Below are 22,165 nucleotides of genomic sequence, written 5' to 3'. Positions count from 1 at the left end.
AAAATCATTTCTATCATAAAAAAAATCTGCGAAGCATTTATTTCTCAAGCTTCGCAGATTTTTTTATGATAATTTTAGTACCAGAGTGATCGGAATGGATATCCCATTCAAGATGCATGCCCTTTATCATGACATCAACAATTGACAAGCCGATTCCGGCTCCCTTTGCATTCGACTCATTTTTCATCCCTTGACCATGATCCTCAACAATAAATGCTGTATAACACGCCGTCGATTCGGTTTTCACACTTATATATTTACCACTATTCGCGTGGCGCAGTACGTTTTGGAAAATATTATCAAATACTCTCCCTAACCATAATGGATCAACACGCCATTCAACAGGTTCAAATGACTGTAGCTCAATATCGATTGTAAAACCTTCTCGCTCGAAAACTGGATACCATGTCGTTAGATGTTCCCTTACAAATCGGATAACATTGATGTCTTTCGGTTCAAACTTATATTTACTTGCCATAAGCAATGTGTAGGACATCAAATTTTCAATTAAAGCATCAATATTCACTATGGATGTGTCCATAGCCTTTAATGCTTGCTTCCCTTCCTCAGATAACGCTTCTTTGCTAATTGTATAGGATTGAGCTCTTACCTTCGTTAAAGGTGTCCGTAAATCATGTGATAAATTAGCAATCAGTTCACGTCTTAGCTGTTCTTCCTTCTGTTGACGTTGTTTACTGTCTCGCAGTTCACAAACCATTCTGTTAAAACTATGCTCCAATTGCCCAATCTCATCTCGTTTTTTCACCTGAATTTCAATAGGTAGACCATCTACATCACGTATTTCCATCGCCTCTTGCAGATGTAATAGTCTTTTTCGAATTCCCTTGAAAAATAGAAGCGAAACTACAATAAAAAATAAAATAACTGCAATAACACCAAAAAATAAAAAGTTACCATAGTTATCATAGACCTTTATAAGTGGAGGATTAAATGCTACCCTTGGAATCTCTAATACAATAAAGCCATTTGATATATCATCACCTAAGAAGGCAATAACAGTAAATGGATCATCTCCATAACGTTCTTTTATAAATTGAGTTGTATAGGCTGGTGTCCACTTTGCTGGTAACTGATCCTTCACATTCCATGTAGTCAGTAAGTTCCCCTCTTCACTTACCCAAAACATAGAAGCCGTAGGAAATTGCTCTTGCCACTTTTGAAATAACTGCGTAATCGCATCATCTGTTGCATTGGTCATATTTTTAGCCTGTGCATGCCATTGCTCTTCAATATCACTTTCTACAAGTACTCCACTTGAAAAATCTCCTGTCCCTGTCTTTGTAATGCCTAATACGAAAATAGCAACACCCAGATAGGAGATTTGCACAATAGATATGGCTAATATAATAATGAGCATATATTTCGCTAATAATGATCGAAAAAATTTCATTGTTTCACCCTATAGCCAATGCCTCTGATTGTTTCAATAATCATAGGCTTTGCAGGATTGATTTCTATTTTTTCTCTTAAGTAACGAATATGCACCATGAGTGTTTTATCACCTTCTATATAGCTCTCACCCCAAACACCCTCATAGAGTTGTTCCTTCGTTAAAATTTGATTTAAATGACGAATAAAATACTGTAATAAATAAAATTGTTTTCCTGTCAAAAGAATTTCTTCTTCATCAATCGTATTGATTATTTGCATATCTTTCGTATCAATTTTAAGGTGCTGCAATGTCAGTACATCATCACTTTTTTGATATCTTCTTAATAATACTTCCAGTCTTGCTACGAGCTCATCAGGGTGAAATGGCTTTGTTAGGTAATCATCAGCAAAATGCAGCCCTTCAATTTTATCTTCAACAGCTGTTCGTGCTGATAACATTAGAATTGGCAGGTCTTTATTTTCCCGTTTAATTCTTTTACCTAAGGAGAAACCGTCCAATCCAGGTAGCATCACATCCAATATAGCAATATCTTTTGAGTTAATATGTTGCTCAAGCCCCTCCCCTGATTCCAGCCATGTCACGTCATAACCTCGTTCAGTTAATTCCTTGCTTACCCATTGTCCGATTTCTTTTTCATCTTCTATGTACAATATACGAATCAATGTTCAACCTCCTTGATACATTTAACTAAAATTAGAAATTTATAATTTCCATACATGGTTATTATAGGGGAACTGTTATTTATTTTCTTAGGAAATTCAAAAACGTTGATTTATTGAAAAAAGCAACTAATAAAAGTTGCTCTTTTATAGTATACGTTGCTACTTTATCAACTGCTTCAAATTCATTTAGAAAGGTGTAGGGAATCGGTATTACAAGGCAAGCCCCAAAGCATGCAAGAATCATATACTCCTAAGTTGAATTATTTTTTCATCGACGTTGCTCGCTTCACATTTAGGTGCTTGAAAAAAGAAACTTTACTTCTTTTTTCTTTGATAAATATGCTAACATGGCCCTAACTATATTAAAAATATTAGAGAAATATAATTTACTTAGGTTTTACCTATAATAGAGGGGTGTTTATGTTTGGATATAAGACAACTACGCTATTTTATAGCAATTGTGGAGGAAAAAAAGATTTCTGCTGCGGCTGAAAGGTTACATATTTCTCAACCACCGTTAAGTCAGCATTTAAAAACGATGGAGGAAGAACTCGGTTCAAAGTTGGTAGAAAGGAGCGGCAAGTATTTTGAAGTAACTGAAGCGGGAAAGACATTATACAAATATGCGTTGCAGGTTGCACAATTAATGGAAGAGGCAGAAGCAGAGGTTAAGGATATTGGATTAGGCCTTCATGGTCGATTGACATTGGGCATTAATACATTTTCAGTAATTGAGCTACCTCAATTACTACAACAATTTCAACAATATTATCCAAAGGTGACTTATAAAATTCAACAAAACGAATCTTCTTATCTATGTAAATTAGTAAGAGACCGTATTGTAGAACTTGCCATCATTCGCTTACCTTTAGAATTAGATGATTTCTCTGTTCTTCATATGTACACTGAACCATTTTACTTTATACAATCCAAAAAATTCGACTTCTTAGAACACGATGTATCTTTAGTTGACATACAAAATTGGCCAATCCTTTTACCAAGCACTGAAGGCTTAGGCGTACATTATTCGATATTAGAAGCATTTTCTCGCTTCCAGTTGCAGTCCCACATTGTTGGAGAATGCTCAGATACGGCACTGTTAATGAACTTGATTGCTGCTGGCTTTAGCTCCTCTATCGTACCTGAAACTATTTTAAAGCAATATGGAGATTTACCACTTCATACATACAAAATTCCATCAGCAGAATTATCCACCTCAGTCGGACTCGTATGGCTGAAGAATCATTATTTATCTAAAGCCGCTCAAAACTTTGTGGATTTAATGAGGAAGTATTATTGTTAACGATTAATAAAAAAGAGAACAAATTAGAAACGTTAGTTTGCTCTCTTTTTGAACAGTTATTGAATAATCAGCATATCATTCTCATCAAACTGCCACATGTCGCCATAGGCAACTTCCCAATAGTAGCCATTTGGATCTTGAAAATATCCACTATAGCCACCCCAAAATACAGTTACGGGCTCCTTAATAATTTCTGCACCCGCCTTTTTTGCTAATGCAAAGACTCGATCTACTTCTTCTTTTGATTTACCATTATAGGCAAGCGTGATTCCACCAAAGCCTTGGCTAATTTCTGGTGGATTAGATTCATTAATATCTTTGACTAAACGTTCAATTGGAAATAACGATATTTTTGTTCCTCCATTATTAAAGAACATGACATCGGGATTCGTCTCCTCTCCGTATACCACCACTTCAAAACCCAGTCCCTCTCGATAAAAATTTAGAGATTCCACCATATCTTTAACACCTAATGTAATTAAATTTAAACGATTCATCTTCAAAATCCCCTTTTTAAAGTATTACTACTTTAATTCTCTACCGAACGTATATTTCCTTTTATTACCGCAAGAAAAATATTTGTTTAATTGTCTCCAAAGCCTTTTGTAGACTACTCGATATTTTTTACTAGTAGTTAAGACCCATCAGGTGTGACTTTTTTATTTAATCGTTCATCATCAGTAAATATTTTTATTCCTCTAATCATTGCCAGCTCACAAAAGTTACCTCTACGTTTCTATGACACAAAAAAGTACGTACTTTTTTTGAGAGTTTATTAGCAGCATAATGAGTAAGCAATCCAATAATCACAAAACATGGAGGACTAAAAATGATTACTCATTTACAAGATACAATCACTTTAAATAATGGCCTACAAATGCCTGGTATGGGTTTAGGGGTTTTTCAAGTAGAAAATGACGCTACTGCAGAAATGGTTAAAAATGCTATCGAGGTTGGCTATCGAAGCATCGATACTGCTGCTATTTATGGCAATGAAGCAGGTGTAGGAGAAGGTATTAAACAAGCTCTAGCATCTACTGGCTTACGTCGTGAAGATTTATTTATCACATCTAAAGTATGGAACGATGGTTTAAGCTATGATGAAACAATTGCAGCTTATGAAGAGAGCCTAAAAAATTTAGGATTAGATTATTTAGACCTTTATCTAATTCATTGGCCTGGTAAAGATAAATATGCTGAATCGTGGAAAGCACTTGAAGACTTATATGAACAAGGCAAGATCAAAGCAATCGGTGTATGTAACTTTACTGTGGCACACTTGGATAACTTATTATCATTTGCTCATATTAAACCTGTTGTGAACCAAGTGGAATTCCACCCACGCTTACAACAAGTGGAGCTTCGTTCATTCTGTGACAAGCACCAAATTCAACTTGAAGCATGGGCACCTTTAATGCAAGGTGGACTTCTTGAAGATGAAACAATTTCAAAAATCGCAACAAAATACGGAAAATCAAATGCTCAGGTTATTTTACGCTGGGATGTACAAAATGGAGTGATTACAATTCCAAAATCAGTACGTAGAGAGCGTATGATGCAAAACGCTGATATCTTTGACTTTACTTTAACAGACGAAGAAATGGCATTAATCAATGAGATGAATCGTGAACAACGTGTTGGACCAAATCCAGATGAATTTGACTTTGCTCTATAAGCATTAAAAAGAGGAAAGAGACTGTCTTGTATATGACAGTCTCTTTCTCCCCTCATTATGATGTTTGCTGCATGGCAATATCATCATCACGTTGTTTTAACAGTACATCTTCACCTTTATCCTGTAATAATTCAACATGTTTTTCACCCCACGTACAAAGCATGTTCAGAATTGGTTCCATTCCTTGTCCATAGGCTGTTAATGAATATTCAACTTTTGGTGGTACTTGATTGAAGACCTTTCGATTGATTAACCCAGCCTGCTCCAGTTCCCTTAATTGGTTTGTGAGCATTTTTTGTGAAATACCTGGGATCAATCGTCGAAATTCGTTTGTTCGAATTTTACCATGGTGGTTTAAATGACAAAGAATAACTGGTTTCCATTTACCACCAATAACTTCTAGTGTAGCTTCAACACCAATATTATAAACTTTTTGCATCGTAAACCTCCTGTAATATCCAAAAGTAACTAAAAGTACTCTACATATCTTTTTGGTATGTATGAATATTACTACACATAATAAAAAAAATCAAAGGAGATAGTAGTAAAATGTCAAAATCAAAAAAGCCAAATGCTAAACTTACCTTACTAGCACTTGCTATCAGTGCATTTGGTATAGGGTCCACTGAATTTATCAGTGTGGGACTTTTACCATTAATTACAGATGACTTTGGTATTTCTCTTAGCACAGCTGGCTTAACCGTTTCTATATATGCACTAGGGGTAACTGTTGGGGCTCCCTTACTAACAGCTTTAACATCCCGCCTTAGTCGAAAAACCGTATTATTGCTTGTCATGTCCATTTTTATAGTGGGTAACCTAGCAGTCGCTTTAGCTCCTAATTTCGCATTACTATTAATCGGACGTATTATTTCAGCATTAGCACATGGTGTGTTTATGTCCATCGCTTCTGTTATAGCAGCAGATGTAGTGGAACCAAATAAACGAGCAAGTGCTATCGCCTTTATGTTTACTGGCTTAACATTAGCTACTGTAACAGGTGTCCCACTCGGTACATTTATTGGACAAGTAACAGATTGGCGTATGTCATTCATTTTTATTGTTGTCATTGGAATTGTCGGTTTAATTAGTAATGCATTTTTAGTACCTAGCCAATTATCGAAAGGCAATCCCATCTCTATTCGTGATATTGGCAAAGTATTAGGCAATATTCGAATGATCTTAATACTATTCATTACCGCAATTGGATACGGCGGTGCTTTTGTTGTCTACACATATGTTTCACCTATTTTAGAGCAATATATGGGGTATTCCCCACATACAGTCGTCATTATTCTAGTTGTCTATGGTATTTGTGTAGCTATCGGTAATACTCTTGGAGGTCATTTTGCTAATCATAATCCGCTACGTTCCATCTTTATTATTTTTGTTGGACTTGCATTGGCATTGCTTGGCATTGGCTTTACTCTTGAATCACCTATTATGGGATTAATAATGGTGCTGACAATGGGATTGTTCATGTTTATGAATGTCCCAGGATTGCAGCTATATGCTGTTCTACTATCTGAAAAATATATACCATCAGCAATTTCAATGGCCTCAGCATTGAATATTTCTGCTTTCAATATTGGCATATTTTTAGGCTCATATATCGGAGGCTTTATTATTCGCCACCAATCGTTGGCGCATACGCCTATATACGGATTCCTGATGGTTATGCTAGCTGCAATTGTTACACTTTTATGGTTACTTTTCGATAACAAAAAACAATAACTCTCTGAATTTCATTTTGTATAAAAAAGTAGTAGAGAATGTGTATTGTTTGTTGATATGTAGTATCCTATAATTTACTTGAACCAAACGAGAATGATTATCATTCTAATTTAAGGGAATACCCTTACTGTTTTAGTAAATCTATAGGAGTGAATAAAATGCGTAGAGGTCGATATTTTTCATTTGTAGTTTTCTTTGCACTTATATTCGTATTAGGTGCCTGTGGCTCAAATGAAGTAAAAGAGGATACAGCTACAGAAGAACAATCATCTAAAGATACAAGAATTGTAGAAGACGAGTTTGGAAAAGTAGAAATTCCTACAAATCCACAGCGTGTAGCTGCTATCTATTTGGAAGACTATTTAACTGCTTTGGATGTAAAACCCGTTGTGCAATGGTATCACCCATCTTGGGGAAAACAGGACTATTTAGGATTAGATGTTCCTGAGTTCGACATTACTGGTAGCATGGAAACATTATTACAAGCCAAGCCTGATTTAATCATTGTAGATGGTGCCGCGGACAAGGCAAAGTATGATGAATACTCAAAGGTAGCGCCTACTTACCGCTTGAAAGAAGATATTCTACAAGATCCACGTGAAATTGCGAAAACAATAGCTGATGTTTTAAATATTTCCGATAAAGCAAAAGAAATGGTTGATCAATATGAGCAACGTGTTTCCGATTTAAAAGCAAAACTAGATGAATCAATCGAAGACGAAACAGTTGCTGTTGTACGACTAAATGTAGCAGATAATACATTAGCGTTATTTGGTATTAAAAATCGCTACTCTGGCTATATTTACACAGAGACAGGCTTAACACCACATCCATTAGCCCGTGATATGACAGAGTTTCACGAGGTTTTATCAGAAGAGGCTATCACGGAATTAGATGCGGATCATATCATCCTTTTCCCTTCAAACGGAACATGGGAGTCTAAAGAAAACCAAGAAGCCATTAAATGGTTAGATAGTACACTATGGAAAACACTCCCTGCTGTAAAAAATGGGCATGTTTATATTGCTGATCGCACATATTGGCAATCTGGCGCAATCACAGCCAACTTGCTAAAGTATGATGATTTAGAGAAATGGTTCGTCAAATAATTTTCCAAAGAAAGCTCTTAATGAGGGCTTTCTTTGTGTTGTTCTGCCAATTCAAAAAAAGGGGTGAATTATTAATGGGTAACTTAACACATGTTTATACGTTACAAAATATCTCTTATTCAATTCAACCGTCAAAAAAGTTATTGATTAGTAGTGATTTCTATACACTTTTTATCGTAATGAATGGTAGCGGAAAGCTAGCCATAGATCATGACACCATTCATTTTAGTGAAGAAAAGTGCATATTGATTCCGCCAAATAACACGGTTAGTATCCACATTCAAAGTGAACACCTTTGTTTTTATCAGTTACAATTCAACATTGTCAATCTCAGCAATAGTCAAAATTCATATAGTCATTTTACAAGTATCAGCGAACGACATCTTCTCCCCTTTTCACAATGTCATAGACTGCTAGAAGTCATCTATCAAAACCGGTTAGCGGAGGATGAACACACGATTTTTGAACAGCATGTGCACTTTCAAGAGCTGATGTTATTACTCTTACATCAAACCATACCCAAGCAGATGAAAAAAAATGATCGCCAATCTGTTGAGCAGTCCGTTAACCATTTACAAAAACATTTTGAAAAAGAGTGGACGGTTGAGCAGCTAGCACAGCTAGCTGACGTACCAAGATGGAATTACACGCGCATTTTTAAAGATATTACGGGACAAATTCCTCTTCACTATTTAACTAAACTTCGTATTGAAAAAGCTAAGCATTTATTAATGACAACAAATGATCGAGTATTTGAAATTAGCCAGTCTGTCGGATTTAATAATGAGTATTATTTCAATCGTCGCTTTAAGGAACATGTCGGCATCTCTCCAGGACAATATCGAAGAAATCAAAGCAGCCATATACGTGTATTTGCACCATTCTTAGAAGATTTCTTTGTTGCGCTTGGGATTACGCCAATTGCTCAATTCAGTCATTCAAAATGGGGGAAACAAGACTATTTAGGTCTACAGAAAGTGCCAGATATCGATGTACAAAATAGAGAAATGGATCGACTCTTTTACTATAAGCCAACTTTAATTATGTTAGATTCTGGTGTAGAGCGTTGGGAATCCTTTCAGCACTTAGATGAAGTAGCCCCCGTCTGCCATCTTTCACACCCTGGAGAGAATTGGCAATCTACTTTATTTAAAATTGCAGATCTAACAGGAAAAACCTCCTTGATGCAAGACGTAATCCTACAATATGAAGATAAAGTACAACAAGCAAAAGGAATTCTTAGCAAATCTGTTTATGGGCAAAGTGTAGCATTTCTCCGTATTTCAGCCATTGGCATTACTCTATATGCGGGTCCTGAATGTGGCTATACGGGCCCCATTTTATATCGTGACTTAGGTTTAATGCCACATTCACTAGTATGGAGTATTCCGCACAATCAACGTAAAGCACAACTGACATTTGCTCAATTGTTGCAATTAGATGCTGATCATTTATTTATTACCTTTGATAAACAACATTCCATTTATGAAAATGAGGAACGTGCTATTTTAAAAACTCCTACTTGGAAAAACCTAGCTGCCGTTAAAAGCAACTGTGTCTATGAAGTAGACTTTTTAACATGGATGAATTATGGCATTTTATCACATAGTAAAAAAATTGATGATGTCTTAAATGTACTTGGCTAAAAGGAAGCTTACTTTAGCTTCCTTTTTCAATGATTAGGACAAACATTGCACTGCTAATAACACCGAAAGCCGTTTTGCTACATAAGATAGGATATCAGTTATAGGATAGGAGGAATGACCTTGTATTACAATCCTTATCCGTATTTTGTGCATCCCTATCATTATCCAACATCGCCTATCGCTAATCATTTTGCCATTAGACCCTTTTCGCAACATCTAGCAATGCCGACCAATAATCCTTTTCCACCTGTCGATACACACAAATTAAAAGCTTCAGCATCACGGATAAAGGCAATGATGCAGCAAGCCCAATTACTTACGGATAAAATAGATAGCTCCCAACAATTCGCACATGATTTAATGAATGCTGCTCAACTTTCAAATAAAACAGAGGTTGAAAAATTAATCACATCAACAGGCATTACGATGAAATTTGAAACAAACTATACACCAGACAGTTTTAGAATACGTCTTATTGATAATGATTGTTGTGGAGTCACCTTAAATTTGAATTGGTGAAAATTCCTAGTGAACTTGTAAACTATAAAAAACTATGCTAAAGTGTTTGTATTGTTATTTCTGAAAATTCTTATATTACTTTTCTTATCAAGAGAGACGGAGGGATTGGCCCGATGAAGTCTCAGCAACCAGCTAACAGTATGGTGCTAATTCCAATTGGCAAAATGATCAGCCTTGAAGATGAGAAGAAGAACTACCGTTGTTGCAGCAGGAGTCCTCTTCTATTAGGGGACTCCTTTTTATTTACAACTATTTTTACAGAAAGCAGGGAAATCGATGTCTAATGAACTTTTACAAGCATTGCAATTATTAAAATCGAAACAGTGGGTTGACTTAACACATACATTCGGCCCTAATTCACCACATTTTTTTATGTTTGAGGACGCTAAATTTGAAACGTTATTTTCTCATAAGGACGGTTTCTTCGCTCAACAATTCACGTTCCCTGGTCAATATGGCACACATATCGACCCACCCATTCATTTTGTGCGAGATACTCGCTACTTAGAAGAATTAGAACTAAAAGAGCTTGTTCTTCCCCTTGTTGTTATTGATAAATCACAAGAGGCTGCGAGCAACCATGATTTTTCATTAAGTGTTGAAGATATTCTTGATTTTGAGGACAAGCATGGAGAAATTGAAGCAGGAACATTTGTAGCATTACGCACAGATTGGAGTAAGCGCTGGCCAGATAAAGAGGCTTTCAGTAATAAGGATGCAGATGGACATAACCATATCCCTGGCTGGGGTTTAGAAGCTTTACAGTTTTTACTAAAAGAACGCAAGGTAAGCGCAATTGGTCATGAAACTTTCGATACGGACTCTGCTGCTGATTTTCGTAAAAATGGCAAGCTAGATGGCGAATATTTTGTACTTGACCAAGACACCTATCAAATTGAGCTAATGACGAATTTGGACAAGCTACCTGCGAAAGGCGCTATCATCTTCAATATCGTACCTAAGCCAGAAAAAGCATCTGGCTTCCCTGTGCGCTCATTTGCTATTTTGCCATAACTTAAAAGTCGGTATAGCGTATACCGACTTTTATGTTTGTCCATTTCTTTTTTTGAATAGAAAGTAAACAATGAGCATCCCTACAATAAATAAAAGGATAAGATAGATACTATAATGAGTCAGATAGTATCCAACAAATCGCCATTTCTCTCCAAGCATCTTTCCTAATGATATAAATGTGAACGTCCAGATAAATGCCCCTGTATAGGCAAAAAGCGCAAACTTTCTATAAGGATAATTATTAATAGCCGCAATATACGCTGTCAAATGACGTACCCCGGGGATAAAATAGCCAATTAATAATAGGGTAGGTCCTATTTTTGTAAACATCTTTTTCGTAAAGTCAATTTTTTGCTCTGTAATATGAATTTTAGGCCCATATTTCTGCAATAACGGTAAGCCAAAACGATAACCAATATAGTAACTTAAGGTAATGCCTCCAACCGCACCAATCATTGCACTGACTAAAGCAGGAATATGTTCAAGACTTTCTCGGTAAACACTATAGCCTACATAAGTTAGAAACACCTCATCAGGAAGTGGCACCCCTACAATACCTCCAATTAGAATCACGATAATTCCAAAGTATCCGTAATGTTCAATTAGAGACTGCACGTGATGTGCCATAAATCATCCCACCTAAAATTTATTAAAATCTACCTGCTATATATAGTGTAGCCTCAGCGCTCTAAATGACTTGAAGCTGACGTAAAGCAAAATTGATACCGCCATCCGTAGATGTCTTTGTAACAAAATTCGCAACACTTTTTAGAGCTTTACTACCATTTCCCATGGCAATTCCTACTCCTACATATTCCAACATGTCAATATCATTATCCCCATCCCCAAAGGCAATCGCATTCTTAGGGTCAATATTGAAATGATCAAGCACCGCTTTAATAGCTATAGACTTCGAAACATCCTGCTGTAATACATTCACAATATAAGGATGCCAACGCTGTAAAAATATATTCGAAACTTGGCTAGTATATCTTTTTTCAGCCAGCTCATCCGCATATAGACACATGAGAAAAACCTCTTCATCTACAATTTTTTCATTTATATGTGGAAAATCCCGTAAAGATAAAGTTTCTTGCATCGCTCTTAAAGCTACTGGACTTTGTATGCTATTCATGGATAGCTGCTCTGTAAAAAATGTTAGGCTATGCTGCTGTTCCTGTGCAAACGCCTGTACATTGTGGACAATTTCTTTGGCAATCGGAGTTTTATGTATGACAAGATCCTTATGTTTCACATAGGCCCCATTTGCAGTAATAAAGGTTTCAATCCCCAGCGCTTTTAACTCATAGCACATAGATAAGGGTCTTCCAGTAGCCGCTACAAGATGGATTCCTTTTTCTTGCAATAGCTGAATAGCTTGTTTTGTACTTTCTTCCACACAGCCATCCTCGTAATTAATCAATGTGCCGTCTACATCAAAAAACACGATATTATACTTCATTTTGAGCACTCCTTCATAGTCATTTAGAACCAATTTATAATTTTTCTCCCATGAAATATGTGAAAGTATTTTGACAAACTTTAAGCAAACTATATAACTTCCTTTTGCACCACCGATAAAAACTATTACAAGCGTATTTATAATAATATTTAACTAAAAATTCCTTGAATATTTTTATTTAATAATTCTAAAGGAGTATACCAAAGAACACAAAATTGTTAAAATAAAAGATAATATCTTAAATACATTGAACGATAAAATTTTACGTATAAATAGAACAAAAGAAATAAAATTTTAGTGCACGCAAAGGAGTTGATTCTTATGGCATTTAACATTTACTACTATGAAAGTAGTGTGGATTGTAAATTTTGCAAAAAGCAGTTTACAACATATAAAGTTCGCCCTAATCGATATAAAATTATCGAAGAACAGACGGATTTCATGCCTGTTTACGATGGCCTAAACCCTTTGCTATATGAAGTTGCCGTATGTCCACATTGTGGTTATGCCTACCATAAATCTATGACACGGACATATGGACCTTTCATGCTACTCATTGATGAACTATACATTAAAGAGCTCCAGAAACCTATGGATATCTGTCAGGAACGTACAATTGATGATGCCATTATCAGTTTTAAGCTCGCCTATTTAGTATCCCGTGCATCAATGGAAGAATCTCTTTTAATGGCGAATTTCGCTTTAAAAATTGCGTGGCTCTATCGATTAAAAAAGGACGAAGAATCCGAAAAGCGTTATCTTTTTGCAGCTAGAGACTTTTATAGTAAATCCTTTGCCTCTAATCAAGAAGGTGGGGAGAGAATTCAGTTTTTACATGCTGAATTAAGCCTTCGACTTGGTGATATTCCTGAAGCAAAAAAAGGATTTTCACGCTTAATCGCTGATCGAAATGTTTCGCCAAAATATCGCAAGCTTGCACGCAATCGTTGGGAAAATTATAAATATGACGAACAACCCATAACAATTAATGAAATCATTAATTAATGGGACGAGGAGATGATTAATTATGTTGCTATTTCAAAAGAAAATTGATGTGAGAGAAGAGGATATATTTTCAGAGCTACATCATTTTTTATTAAGAAAAAATAATCGCTACCTAACAAACGAAGAAGTTGTCGCTCTAACAGGCGTATCATCTGAGCTGCTTTACAAATGGGTAAAAGCAGGAAAATTAAAAAACTCCATTTTCCCTAATTTAGGGGCTCCATGCGAACGTTGTGGACAGATTACGCAAGCTAAAATTTGCGTGAGCTGCTCTTCCTCCATTGTTGGGACATTAAAACAAGAAGAAAAGGATCGTGCATGGTTTAACCAAATTCAACGTAACCATGTAAGAGCAAGTACGTATCACTATAAATAGCATTCCAACATCTCCATCAATTGGAGGTGTTTTTCTTTTTTACATACTAAATTTAAACTAATTTTAAACAAATTCTTCCTAAACTTTAAACTTGCCTTTCTATAATTAGTATCAATATAAAGTGAAGGGCTGATAATTAATGAGGAAAGCTAGGAAACATAAGGTTTTATTAAGTTTTGCACTGGCAAGTTTAATGACAGTAAGTGGAGTAGTAAATGTCTCTGCTGCTGTCCCTGTAAATGAGCAGATTATTAAAAACGATTCTGCTGTCAAACAAGCTAGGACTTCTAATGAAACATTACTTGATTGGAAAAAATGGGCGAATGACCATGCATACAGCCTGTCATCCATCCAGCCTGAAACGTTTGACGGACAAAAAATTCCCGCTAACAAATTTGACGATTTAGAGATGCTAAAACCTTTATTACATGATAAACGTATTGTCTTTTTAGGGGAAAGCTCTCATGGAGTGGCGCAATTCAATCTAGCGAAAACACGTTTAATACAATTTTTACATCAAGATATGGGCTATAATGTCCTTGCCTTTGAAAGTGGTATGGGTAATGTGATGAATGCTCAAGGACAAATTGATAAACAAGCAGCTCTACAAACAATGAAGGATGCCATTTTCGGCGTTTGGTGGACAAAAGAAACTTTGCCTCTGTTTGACTATGCAAAATCGACTCAAGCAACAGAGCAACCTCTTGTACTTACTGGCTTCGATATTCAACAACAAGGAGCATTTACGAACGGAGATTGGCTGCAAAACCCTAAGTTGGCTCAGCAATTCAATGAAGCTGAGAAGCAACTTGCTGAATGGAGCTCGGGAAAAGATTTGAAGGGCTATCAAAAAGTAAAAGCTACTATAATTGATGTATATAAACAGGTAAAATCACAAATACAATTCAAAGAAAAAGAGCTACAGGCAGCTTATCCAAAAGAGCCTCATATTGTAAAACTAATGGATCGCACTCTAGCAGATCGTATTCGACTAGCAGACGAATATATAGAGTTAACAATTCAGTCCAATATCGACATTGAACAAAATAATATAGAATCATTTTTGCAAACTATGGAATGGCGAGATCAAGCGATGATGGAGAACTTACTTTGGTTAGCTGAAGAGGTGTACCCTACAGAAAAGTTTATTGTATGGGCTCATAACGATCATATTCGTAAAGCACAATCGGATGTAATGGGATCTCCTTACCCAGTTAAATTAATGGGGGAACGTTTACCTGATATCTATAAGAAATATAGCTATGTATTAGGTCTATACATGACTAGTGGAGAGACAGCTAATAATATGGGAGAACCTATGCCTGTTTTACCTCCTGTCAAAGGATCTATTGAAGATATTCTGTCTTCAACAAATAAACCTTACACATTCATCGATTTACGCAATCGACAAAATGAACGAGGCAACTCATGGATGTTTGAACCACGCTTATCCTATAGTTGGGGAATGATACAGGAAAGTCTTGTTCCGCGCGACCAATACGATGGTATACTTTTAATAGATCAGGTGAATAAACCAACTTATATCAAATAATCTCTCTTATTAAACAATAGCAAACTAGATTTCCTAGTTTGCTATTATTTTAAGTATCCATCGATATAGTATCCCATTCTTCGTCTTGATATCCAATCATCCAAAATAAGCCTCTCCGTCTTTCCATCACAACACTTTCATTTAATGCTAAAGGAGCTTCTTGTCCATTGATGCGGCTATCTACACAAGCCCAATGTAATCTGTAAATTTTATCCGCCTCATCCACTATATCTTCCTTACTGCGCAGTACCGTTTGACCATAAAATTGCTCAAATGTCTCGCAACGAGAAACTACTTGAATTGCATATTCACAATCACATACATCGTCAGGGAAATTTAGCTCTTCCACAAGTCCCAATGCCCAAATAAGTGTCCAATAGGCTTCATATTGCCATGATATATTGACCGCTTCTTGAGCACCAGGATGCTGAGCCTCAAGAAAGAATTTTTCATGCTCCGTTAAAAATTCATGCACCTCATATGTGTGTAGCATATTGGTAAAGAACTCTCTAGACTCCTCAATATCACCCTTCTGTGCTACATCACAAGCGAATTGAATAACAATCAACAGGGCAACCGCTCTTCTTGCAATATCCTCTTGGCTTTTAAATTGAAGATTTTCTACTGGTGGTAGCTGAGGAAGCGATGCCGCATAAGGTATGTTCTTCTCTTTTAAAAAGGCTATCGTTCTAATTTTTCGTGCCTCTCCCTGTGCTGATGTGACCTCTAGTGCATGTATCTTTCTTGTACAAGCATGTGGTTGAAAATCAGATGGACCTGATTCTCCATTAGGATAAACAATAACCATACCGTTCTGATCCAGCAAAGTACCATCTGATAGGAAACCAATCCCTCCTACGCTTGCTAGTAATTTTATAAATTGCTGCATATGGTCTTCTGTCATCTCTTTGTTCATTTCGATTGCAACGACAGTATTGAGCACTGATATTTGAATCATTATGCGTTCTTTTAGCTGTTCATCTTTAAATGGAATTTTATCGTAAAAGCCCATCATCCCAGGTATATTTTTTACAAAATAATCAGGGTGCGTATCTTCAGTTAAAATATTTATGGAGCATCTATATTTATTAAATAAACCTCTTGATTTTAATAAATATTCGTTATCATCTTTTTCAATAATGAATCTTTTTGCCAATACATCGGATAGTTTATCCTGAATATCATCTGTATCATTTTTGGAAGCAAATATCGTAAAATGGTTCAATCTACTCTCCCCTTAGTCGCATATAGCATTTTAATAACCAATTTTCCAAACAACTAAGCGCTTGGCTAAACAGCTGTTTGTTTTTCTGTAGCACCTCATGTTCAACCCAATATGCCAGCAAAGGACGCCATTTTTCTTCGTCTATCATAGTTGTAGGTGTAATTCCTCGCTGCATCATCTGACAAATAGCTCGGATGGATGTTAGCCTCTCTACTTCGTTGCCATTTAACCACTCATATAACGTCTCTGCACTTGGCTGTGACTCAGCCAAAAGTGTATCCCACCCATCAATAGGAAACGTGACATAGGATCTCATCCAGTCTATAATATTCGGATGATGAAATTGGCGTAGACGATATAGAGCCGTATAGGCATCAATTCTATCTTTTTCGATATCCATTAAGATGAAAGATTGTCCTTCATCAACTGGCAAACAATGTGCTGTTACATAATCACGCAGCCAATCAGGTACGTCACTCTGTCCTTGCCAAAGTTCTCTCGCCCAATTTCCCGCCTCACTCGGACATATCTTGACTAAAATTTCACTCCACGCCTTTTGTTCTGATGGAGATTGAGCTCGCTCTAACTTATGTCGAAGTGCCTGATACACCTGTACGCCATCAAAATGCAAAAATGCCTCCTGCACGCTTGTTTTTTTCACCCCATGCATGGAAACATAATGAAGTAAAGATGCTAAGCTGGATTGAGCCTGCTGTAAATTAGAGCTTAAATATTGTTCTAGCCAAGTTAGCCATAATTGTGAGCTAGCCAATTCAATATCCAATCCATTTTCACTACAAAATTGACGATGCTGTCCGCAATCTACGCCAATACAGCCTAAAGCCGTCATATTATCAACGTACGAATGAAAGCTGGCAGCAAGCAAATCAAGCTCATCTTCTTCATGGCTCCAATACCAAACCGTTTCGTCGTCAAGCTTAAGGAGAAGGGCATCTCCATTACCGGCCGTGAAAAATTGTAAATATTGCTGTTCATACGATTCATCATTCTCTCCAAAGTAAGGAAAGTCTAGAGCTTTTAGGCTCCAGCCAAATTCACCAGAAGGCGTATCTAACAATTCAGTGGGAAGTATCGCCTCATCTGGTAATGACCAATAAATACTTACTTGCTTTGAGCAATTTTGCAACAGTTGACGAAACCCATTAGGGATTTGTACACCAAGTCTTTCCTCAACCTGCTGTAACTCTTGCTCGGTAGCGACTGGCCGCATTTCAATCGGATGTACACAAGCTCCCTGCTGCTTCAATCGCTCTACTAAATGATTCCAACGCTCAATCCACATTGTCTCTAACCTCCATATAAGGCTATGTGATGTCATACTTCTTATTTATCGTCAGGAAATCATTTACTGATTAGGATAACTTTAAACAGAATGACAAAATGCTATTATTTTACTGCCATCTAAACCTTCGTATATGATAAATGACTCAGCTATATTCATTCTTTTCTATTACGTCTTAATGAATTATTTTACTTTCTTTACTTCCATCATAATTTTGGTTACATACTCTTCTTCTCGATTTTTCATTACGGCATCATAAATGTATTCCTCGTATACATACTGACCTAGCTCATAACCCTTTTCATGCATGACATTAAATAGCCGTGTGTATGTCTCACCAAGTTTTGAGGAGGGGCCTACATGATAACCAATCACAAATTCACCCTCTATCGCCTTAAAATAAGGATGCCCTTCTCTTGGATGAGGCTGCTCAATATACAAATAACTATAGTTATCGTAATTCCCAGCTAACACTTGCTCTCTTCTTGTTATCCCTCCAATGGGATACCCCGTATCTAATTGAGAGCGATCCAATTCCTCAATAAAGTCAGATACAGCCTTCACAAACTGCTCTTCTGTAGAATTCTCAATATTTTTACTCAAATATAATGTATCTTCAGGAAAATACTCAATCGTGATGTCCTTAAAATTTAGATGCAGTGCTTCCTCTGTCATTTTGATTTTGACATCAATAATATTCTCAATCATTTCTAGTTCTCTACGCTTTTTCGCAACATGCTCTTTTTGTTGGTGCATCAATTCTAAAAAATTTTCAGGTGATTTCTCTGCCATATAATGCTGAATATCCTTTAAGGACATCCCCACTGCCTTTAATAATTCAATAACACCGAAAAAATCATATTGAGCAAGTGAATAATACCTATAGTCCTTACTATCTTTCATGATGGGAGATAATAAACCAATTTGATCATAATAAATAAGTGTCTGTTTATTCACCTTACATAATTTAGCAAATTCACCAGTTGTAAAATACTTTACATTTTTATTAAGCATTTTTTGAGTTTCCTCCCTTGACTATATAGTTACTATATACTTTAGATTGTACCTATTCAAAATAAAAATAGAAAGGTTTTGACATTATGTTCACGGAGATTCGTGACATTACAGCTTTTAACAAGAAAGAAATTTTAGCATTACGCATCGCTGACAATCAGCAACATTTTATTGAATCTACAGAACAATGCTTAGCAGAGGCGGAAATGGATCGACGCTTTACGCCTTTAGGTCTGTATAAAGATAACACCGCTATAGGCTTCGCTATGTACGGCTTATTCCCTCATGATGATTACAGTCAACGAGTATGGCTTGATCGCTATCTAATTGCAGAACAATACCAAGGACAAGGTTTGGGAAAACATTTTTTACAGCAACTTATTCAATATTTAACAGTAAAGTTCAACTGTCTTCAGATATATTTAAGTGTTTATGACAATAACGCTGTAGCTATCCAGCTGTATAAGCAATTTGGTTTTATATTTAATGGTGAGCTAGATGATAAAGGGGAAAAAGTGATGGTTTTGGAGGTGCATGGTTATGACAACCATTAATCCAATTGAAACAAAGCCACTGAAACCATTATTTTTATCATACTTATTCCCTGCAATGATCGGGATGCTTTTAATGTCCGTCAATATATTGGTAGATGGCATTTTCGTTAGTCATGGCGTGGGACCTACAGCTTTAGCTGGAGTTAATATAGCTGTTCCTATTTTCTCTATTTTGCTTTCTATTTCTCTATGGATTGGCATGGGAGGAGCTACTCTTTTCTCGATTTCTCTAGGAGAGGGCAATAAGCAACGTGCCCATCAACTATTTACATTGGCGTTTTCTACAATGCTAGTGGTTGTGATAACGATTATTGGATTTCTCGCGTTAAATCTAAAGGACATTTCTTATATATTCGGAGCGAGCGATGATACGTATCCGTATGTGCAGGAGTATTTACATGTAATTTTGCTCTTTGGGATATTTTACACAATTGAAAATTTATTAAGTATTTTTATTCGGAATGACGGCAACCCAAAATTGGCTATGCTGGGCTTAATTACAACATCGGCTTTGAATATACTCTTAAATTATGTTTTCATCTTCGTACTAGATTATGGCGTGACTGGCTGTGCCTTAGCGACAGCAATAGCTACAATTATAGGTACGTCTGTGCTATGTCTTCATTTTTTCCGTCCTCAATCTGAATTAAAATTTGTCACTTCATTTTTAAATCTATCAGATTTGAAAAAAATTTTTGCTATAGGTTTACCTAGCTTTATTGTTGAAGCTTCCGTTGCAGTTATCGTTATTTTGTATAACGTTACATTTTTACATTATTTGGGTGCGAATGGCGTTACTGCCTATGCAATGGTCAATTATATCCATACTGTCTTGCTGACTATTTTCCTTGGAGTCGGTATGGCTCTACAACCGTTAGTTAGCTATCACCACGGGGCAAGATTACTTGAAAGATTAACTGCTTTATTGAAAATCGGTTTAGCTACCGCATTTATTTTAGGATTAACAACTGCTCTTATAGCTCTTCTTTTCCCTTCTCAATTAATGGCGTTATTTGGAGATAGCTCATTTGAAATTCGCAGTATGGCAGCACAGGGCTTTGTACATTTTGCCATTGGCTATGTATTTTTAGGGATCAACATGGTGTTCGCAGAATTCTTTCAATCCATTGAAAAAATTCGTATTGCTACAACAATTATGTTACTACGTAGTATTATCTTATTTATCCCTACTCTCATCATACTACCCAAGATACTTGGCTCGCAGGCTATTTGGTGGACCTTCCCAGTAGCAGAAGGAATTACAGCATTGCTTATTTACTTGTTCATTAGGAAAAATCCAAGAACCCTTTCATCTCCTGACCATGCTTAAATGAAAGGGGACCTCATCAAGGTCCCCTTTTAATATGTTTGCCTAACAAAATTGCATTTTTAGCGTACCTCTTCCTTCTTCTACTATTACTTCCCCAACTGCTCCATTCACTAGAATTAATTGAGGGGGGACATGTCCAATATCTACTTCATAGAAAACTGGTATTCCCATCTCGTCAAAAATATCCCTTAATGCATCCACCAATGTAAAGTCCCCTAGATTTTCATATAGTCCTGCTCGCCCGATTAGAACACCATTACATTTATTGAACCAACCATTATACTTTAATTGCCACAAAGCTCGGTAGATTTTTGCTGCATCCATACCAACACTTTCTAAATACCATATTGTTCCTTCCTCAGAGCAATATTCGTTAATAAATGATTGAACGTAATCGAAGGGCGTACCTATAAGAATTTGCAATGTATTTAAACAGCCACCTATCAACCTACCTGTCATACGATTACTACGCTCTTGGTTTAGAACTTTCCATTCGGTTTCACTGTCAAAATAAAATCCTGTAGCAGGATTTTTATAAACTTGCTCCCAGCTCGATTGAAAATAGTGAGAAGAGCTTTGAGTTATTGAATGACCAGTCTTACATGTAATTACGTCTATCCATTTAGAAGAAAGTTCATCCCATTGAGGTGCAGATAATTCAGTAAAATTCACCCCATGTGCGGATGCGTACCCCGTCATGGTTGTGTATACAAAAGATAAAGTACTAATATCTGAATACCCTAATATCCATTTGGGTCCCGCTTTTTTTAATTCGTCCCAATCGATTAAAGGTAATAACTCCATTAGAAAACTGCCTCCCCACGGTGGCATGACGACATCTATTCGCTCATCTAATAAATAGTCCATAAGTTCAGAGACTCGCTTTTCTTTTGTTGTACTTCTACCTTTAAGCTGCGTCCAGGTAGTATTTCCAATAATAACTTTCATTCCTCTTTGTATTGATTGTTTTTCAGCTTCTGTTATTAATAGATGAAGATGCTGTTCGACTCCACTAGAGGGTGCTGTCACGCCAATCGTAAGAGGCGTTTTTAAAGTAGGATATTGTATTTTCATTTACCATCTCTCCTTTATGCCTGCAAAAAATAATTGTTTTACAACAACAAGACGATTTTGGGTCTCTTAATTAGTTTTGCTATATCAGATTTAGAATGCATTTTAACTAAAAATACAGCTATGAAAGTTTCAACACTATTTCTGTCCTTCACACACAGAAATTTTTACCAATTATACTTGTGTTCAGAAAAAAA

The 22,165-nt window shown here is 36.3% G+C and carries 22 protein-coding genes and 1 riboswitch; of the genes, 12 read left to right on the top strand and 10 right to left on the bottom strand.

The annotated features are described in order from the left end of the window. Nucleotides 1-37: 37 nt before the first annotated feature. The gene (locus AC1RFD_RS18725; RefSeq protein ID WP_054549679.1) at nucleotides 38-1,411 is read right to left on the bottom strand and encodes a sensor histidine kinase; all 1,374 of its coding nucleotides are present in this window, start codon (nucleotides 1,409-1,411) and stop codon (nucleotides 38-40) included. Then, nucleotides 1,408-2,076 carry a response regulator transcription factor gene (locus AC1RFD_RS18720; protein WP_115673124.1) on the bottom strand — a complete coding sequence of 223 codons (669 nt, stop codon included), beginning with the start codon at nucleotides 2,074-2,076 and terminating at the stop codon, nucleotides 1,408-1,410. The genes AC1RFD_RS18725 and AC1RFD_RS18720 overlap by 4 nt, the downstream gene beginning before the upstream one ends. Nucleotides 2,077-2,500: 424 nt before the next feature. Between AC1RFD_RS18720 and AC1RFD_RS18715 the strand changes: the two genes are divergently transcribed. Further along, the gene (locus tag AC1RFD_RS18715) at nucleotides 2,501-3,379 is read left to right on the top strand and encodes a LysR family transcriptional regulator (RefSeq protein ID WP_054549680.1); all 879 of its coding nucleotides are present in this window, start codon (nucleotides 2,501-2,503) and stop codon (nucleotides 3,377-3,379) included. Nucleotides 3,380-3,435: 56 nt separating this feature from the next. Here AC1RFD_RS18715 and AC1RFD_RS18710 read toward each other — a convergent pair whose 3' ends face one another. Then, a complete protein-coding gene (locus AC1RFD_RS18710; RefSeq protein ID WP_048394038.1) occupies nucleotides 3,436-3,876 on the bottom strand; it encodes a VOC family protein in 441 nt (146 codons plus the stop codon). Between the two features lie 332 nt (nucleotides 3,877-4,208). Here AC1RFD_RS18710 and AC1RFD_RS18705 point away from each other — a divergent pair, with 332 nt between their 5' ends. Beyond that, nucleotides 4,209-5,054 (top strand): aldo/keto reductase, encoded by an 846-nt coding sequence (locus AC1RFD_RS18705; RefSeq protein ID WP_112116828.1) that lies wholly within the window; start codon nucleotides 4,209-4,211, stop codon nucleotides 5,052-5,054. Nucleotides 5,055-5,109: 55 nt separating this feature from the next. Here the strand turns inward: AC1RFD_RS18705 and AC1RFD_RS18700 are convergent, their stop codons facing one another. Then, on the bottom strand, nucleotides 5,110-5,493 hold the full coding sequence (locus AC1RFD_RS18700; RefSeq protein WP_016992625.1) for a winged helix-turn-helix transcriptional regulator: 384 nt from the start codon (nucleotides 5,491-5,493) through the stop codon (nucleotides 5,110-5,112). A 110-nt stretch (nucleotides 5,494-5,603) separates the two neighbouring features. On the opposite strand from AC1RFD_RS18700, the gene AC1RFD_RS18695 reads away from it, so the two are divergent. From AC1RFD_RS18695 to AC1RFD_RS18675, 5 genes are all read left to right on the top strand, one after another. Further along, complete coding sequence (locus AC1RFD_RS18695) at nucleotides 5,604-6,788, top strand: MFS transporter (RefSeq protein ID WP_054549682.1); 1,185 nt, start codon at nucleotides 5,604-5,606, stop codon at nucleotides 6,786-6,788. A 158-nt stretch (nucleotides 6,789-6,946) separates the two neighbouring features. Continuing rightward, nucleotides 6,947-7,897: an ABC transporter substrate-binding protein gene (locus AC1RFD_RS18690; RefSeq protein ID WP_066037947.1), complete on the top strand. Its 951-nt coding sequence runs from the start codon at nucleotides 6,947-6,949 to the stop codon at nucleotides 7,895-7,897. 74 nt (nucleotides 7,898-7,971) lie between these two features. Continuing rightward, entirely contained in the window at nucleotides 7,972-9,543 is a 1,572-nt protein-coding gene (locus tag AC1RFD_RS18685) for an AraC family transcriptional regulator (protein WP_066037946.1), read from the top strand. A gap of 120 nt (nucleotides 9,544-9,663) precedes the next feature. Beyond that, nucleotides 9,664-10,062, top strand: a complete 399-nt coding sequence (locus AC1RFD_RS18680) for a YuzC family spore coat inner layer protein (protein WP_016993417.1) — start codon at nucleotides 9,664-9,666, stop codon at nucleotides 10,060-10,062. Nucleotides 10,063-10,143: 81 nt separating this feature from the next. After that, nucleotides 10,144-10,249, top strand: a riboswitch (SAM riboswitch). Between the two features lie 89 nt (nucleotides 10,250-10,338). After that, a complete protein-coding gene (locus AC1RFD_RS18675; protein ID WP_048394025.1) occupies nucleotides 10,339-11,076 on the top strand; it encodes a cyclase family protein in 738 nt (245 codons plus the stop codon). A gap of 30 nt (nucleotides 11,077-11,106) precedes the next feature. Here AC1RFD_RS18675 and AC1RFD_RS18670 read toward each other — a convergent pair whose 3' ends face one another. Both AC1RFD_RS18670 and AC1RFD_RS18665 read right to left on the bottom strand, forming a co-directional pair. Then, nucleotides 11,107-11,703 (bottom strand): DedA family protein, encoded by a 597-nt coding sequence (locus AC1RFD_RS18670; RefSeq protein WP_066037945.1) that lies wholly within the window; start codon nucleotides 11,701-11,703, stop codon nucleotides 11,107-11,109. A 61-nt stretch (nucleotides 11,704-11,764) separates the two neighbouring features. Then, nucleotides 11,765-12,538 carry a Cof-type HAD-IIB family hydrolase gene (locus AC1RFD_RS18665; RefSeq protein WP_054549687.1) on the bottom strand — a complete coding sequence of 258 codons (774 nt, stop codon included), beginning with the start codon at nucleotides 12,536-12,538 and terminating at the stop codon, nucleotides 11,765-11,767. Nucleotides 12,539-12,859: 321 nt separating this feature from the next. Between AC1RFD_RS18665 and AC1RFD_RS18660 the strand changes: the two genes are divergently transcribed. The 3 genes from AC1RFD_RS18660 (at nucleotide 12,860) to AC1RFD_RS18650 (ending at nucleotide 15,471) form a co-directional block, all read left to right on the top strand. Further along, nucleotides 12,860-13,543: a DUF2225 domain-containing protein gene (locus AC1RFD_RS18660; protein WP_016993422.1), complete on the top strand. Its 684-nt coding sequence runs from the start codon at nucleotides 12,860-12,862 to the stop codon at nucleotides 13,541-13,543. Nucleotides 13,544-13,565: 22 nt separating this feature from the next. Next, complete coding sequence (locus AC1RFD_RS18655; RefSeq protein WP_016993423.1) at nucleotides 13,566-13,919, top strand: hypothetical protein; 354 nt, start codon at nucleotides 13,566-13,568, stop codon at nucleotides 13,917-13,919. Nucleotides 13,920-14,058: 139 nt separating this feature from the next. Then, nucleotides 14,059-15,471 carry an erythromycin esterase family protein gene (locus tag AC1RFD_RS18650; protein WP_048394022.1) on the top strand — a complete coding sequence of 471 codons (1,413 nt, stop codon included), beginning with the start codon at nucleotides 14,059-14,061 and terminating at the stop codon, nucleotides 15,469-15,471. Nucleotides 15,472-15,520: 49 nt separating this feature from the next. On the opposite strand, the gene AC1RFD_RS18645 is transcribed toward AC1RFD_RS18650, so the two are convergent. The 3 genes from AC1RFD_RS18645 to AC1RFD_RS18635 all read right to left on the bottom strand — a co-directional run bounded on the left by AC1RFD_RS18645 (nucleotide 15,521) and on the right by AC1RFD_RS18635 (nucleotide 19,013). Then, nucleotides 15,521-16,696, bottom strand: coding sequence for a DUF4272 domain-containing protein (locus AC1RFD_RS18645; protein ID WP_492475177.1), 1,176 nt, complete (start codon nucleotides 16,694-16,696; stop codon nucleotides 15,521-15,523). Between the two features lies 1 nt (nucleotide 16,697). Continuing rightward, complete coding sequence (locus AC1RFD_RS18640; protein ID WP_288585473.1) at nucleotides 16,698-17,999, bottom strand: SMI1/KNR4 family protein; 1,302 nt, start codon at nucleotides 17,997-17,999, stop codon at nucleotides 16,698-16,700. Between the two features lie 183 nt (nucleotides 18,000-18,182). Continuing rightward, the gene (locus AC1RFD_RS18635) at nucleotides 18,183-19,013 is read right to left on the bottom strand and encodes a MerR family transcriptional regulator (protein WP_009370580.1); all 831 of its coding nucleotides are present in this window, start codon (nucleotides 19,011-19,013) and stop codon (nucleotides 18,183-18,185) included. An 86-nt stretch (nucleotides 19,014-19,099) separates the two neighbouring features. Between AC1RFD_RS18635 and AC1RFD_RS18630 the strand changes: the two genes are divergently transcribed. Both AC1RFD_RS18630 and AC1RFD_RS18625 read left to right on the top strand, forming a co-directional pair. Then, entirely contained in the window at nucleotides 19,100-19,567 is a 468-nt protein-coding gene (locus AC1RFD_RS18630) for a GNAT family N-acetyltransferase (protein WP_048394017.1), read from the top strand. Continuing rightward, nucleotides 19,554-20,897 (top strand): MATE family efflux transporter, encoded by a 1,344-nt coding sequence (locus AC1RFD_RS18625; RefSeq protein WP_048394015.1) that lies wholly within the window; start codon nucleotides 19,554-19,556, stop codon nucleotides 20,895-20,897. Before AC1RFD_RS18630 ends, AC1RFD_RS18625 begins: the two co-directional genes overlap by 14 nt. Before the next feature lie 42 nt (nucleotides 20,898-20,939). Here the strand turns inward: AC1RFD_RS18625 and AC1RFD_RS18620 are convergent, their stop codons facing one another. Beyond that, a complete protein-coding gene (locus AC1RFD_RS18620) occupies nucleotides 20,940-21,971 on the bottom strand; it encodes a S66 family peptidase (RefSeq protein ID WP_492475176.1) in 1,032 nt (343 codons plus the stop codon). Nucleotides 21,972-22,165: the final 194 nt, after the last annotated feature.

It is taken from the genome of Lysinibacillus sp. GW823-FHT02G10 (assembly GCF_058797135.1).
Note: the sequence above shows the minus strand (reverse complement) of the source record. Positions and strands in the feature narration are given on the sequence as shown.

Excerpts from the sequence above, each read along its gene's own strand:
- AC1RFD_RS18725 (WP_054549679.1), bottom strand. The coding sequence starts at position 1,411 with ATGAAATTTTTTCGATCATTATTAGCGAAATATATGCTCATTATTATA.
- AC1RFD_RS18710 (WP_048394038.1), bottom strand. The coding sequence starts at position 3,876 with ATGAATCGTTTAAATTTAATTACATTAGGTGTTAAAGATATGGTGGAA.
- AC1RFD_RS18705 (WP_112116828.1), top strand. The coding sequence starts at position 4,209 with ATGATTACTCATTTACAAGATACAATCACTTTAAATAATGGCCTACAA.
- AC1RFD_RS18700 (WP_016992625.1), bottom strand. The coding sequence starts at position 5,493 with ATGCAAAAAGTTTATAATATTGGTGTTGAAGCTACACTAGAAGTTATT.
- AC1RFD_RS18695 (WP_054549682.1), top strand. The coding sequence starts at position 5,604 with ATGTCAAAATCAAAAAAGCCAAATGCTAAACTTACCTTACTAGCACTT.
- AC1RFD_RS18690 (WP_066037947.1), top strand. The coding sequence starts at position 6,947 with ATGCGTAGAGGTCGATATTTTTCATTTGTAGTTTTCTTTGCACTTATA.
- AC1RFD_RS18685 (WP_066037946.1), top strand. The coding sequence starts at position 7,972 with ATGGGTAACTTAACACATGTTTATACGTTACAAAATATCTCTTATTCA.
- AC1RFD_RS18675 (WP_048394025.1), top strand. The coding sequence starts at position 10,339 with ATGTCTAATGAACTTTTACAAGCATTGCAATTATTAAAATCGAAACAG.
- AC1RFD_RS18670 (WP_066037945.1), bottom strand. The coding sequence starts at position 11,703 with ATGGCACATCACGTGCAGTCTCTAATTGAACATTACGGATACTTTGGA.
- AC1RFD_RS18665 (WP_054549687.1), bottom strand. The coding sequence starts at position 12,538 with ATGAAGTATAATATCGTGTTTTTTGATGTAGACGGCACATTGATTAAT.
- AC1RFD_RS18660 (WP_016993422.1), top strand. The coding sequence starts at position 12,860 with ATGGCATTTAACATTTACTACTATGAAAGTAGTGTGGATTGTAAATTT.
- AC1RFD_RS18655 (WP_016993423.1), top strand. The coding sequence starts at position 13,566 with ATGTTGCTATTTCAAAAGAAAATTGATGTGAGAGAAGAGGATATATTT.
- AC1RFD_RS18650 (WP_048394022.1), top strand. The coding sequence starts at position 14,059 with ATGAGGAAAGCTAGGAAACATAAGGTTTTATTAAGTTTTGCACTGGCA.
- AC1RFD_RS18640 (WP_288585473.1), bottom strand. The coding sequence starts at position 17,999 with ATGTGGATTGAGCGTTGGAATCATTTAGTAGAGCGATTGAAGCAGCAG.
- AC1RFD_RS18635 (WP_009370580.1), bottom strand. The coding sequence starts at position 19,013 with ATGCTTAATAAAAATGTAAAGTATTTTACAACTGGTGAATTTGCTAAA.
- AC1RFD_RS18630 (WP_048394017.1), top strand. The coding sequence starts at position 19,100 with ATGTTCACGGAGATTCGTGACATTACAGCTTTTAACAAGAAAGAAATT.
- AC1RFD_RS18625 (WP_048394015.1), top strand. The coding sequence starts at position 19,554 with ATGACAACCATTAATCCAATTGAAACAAAGCCACTGAAACCATTATTT.
- AC1RFD_RS18620 (WP_492475176.1), bottom strand. The coding sequence starts at position 21,971 with ATGAAAATACAATATCCTACTTTAAAAACGCCTCTTACGATTGGCGTG.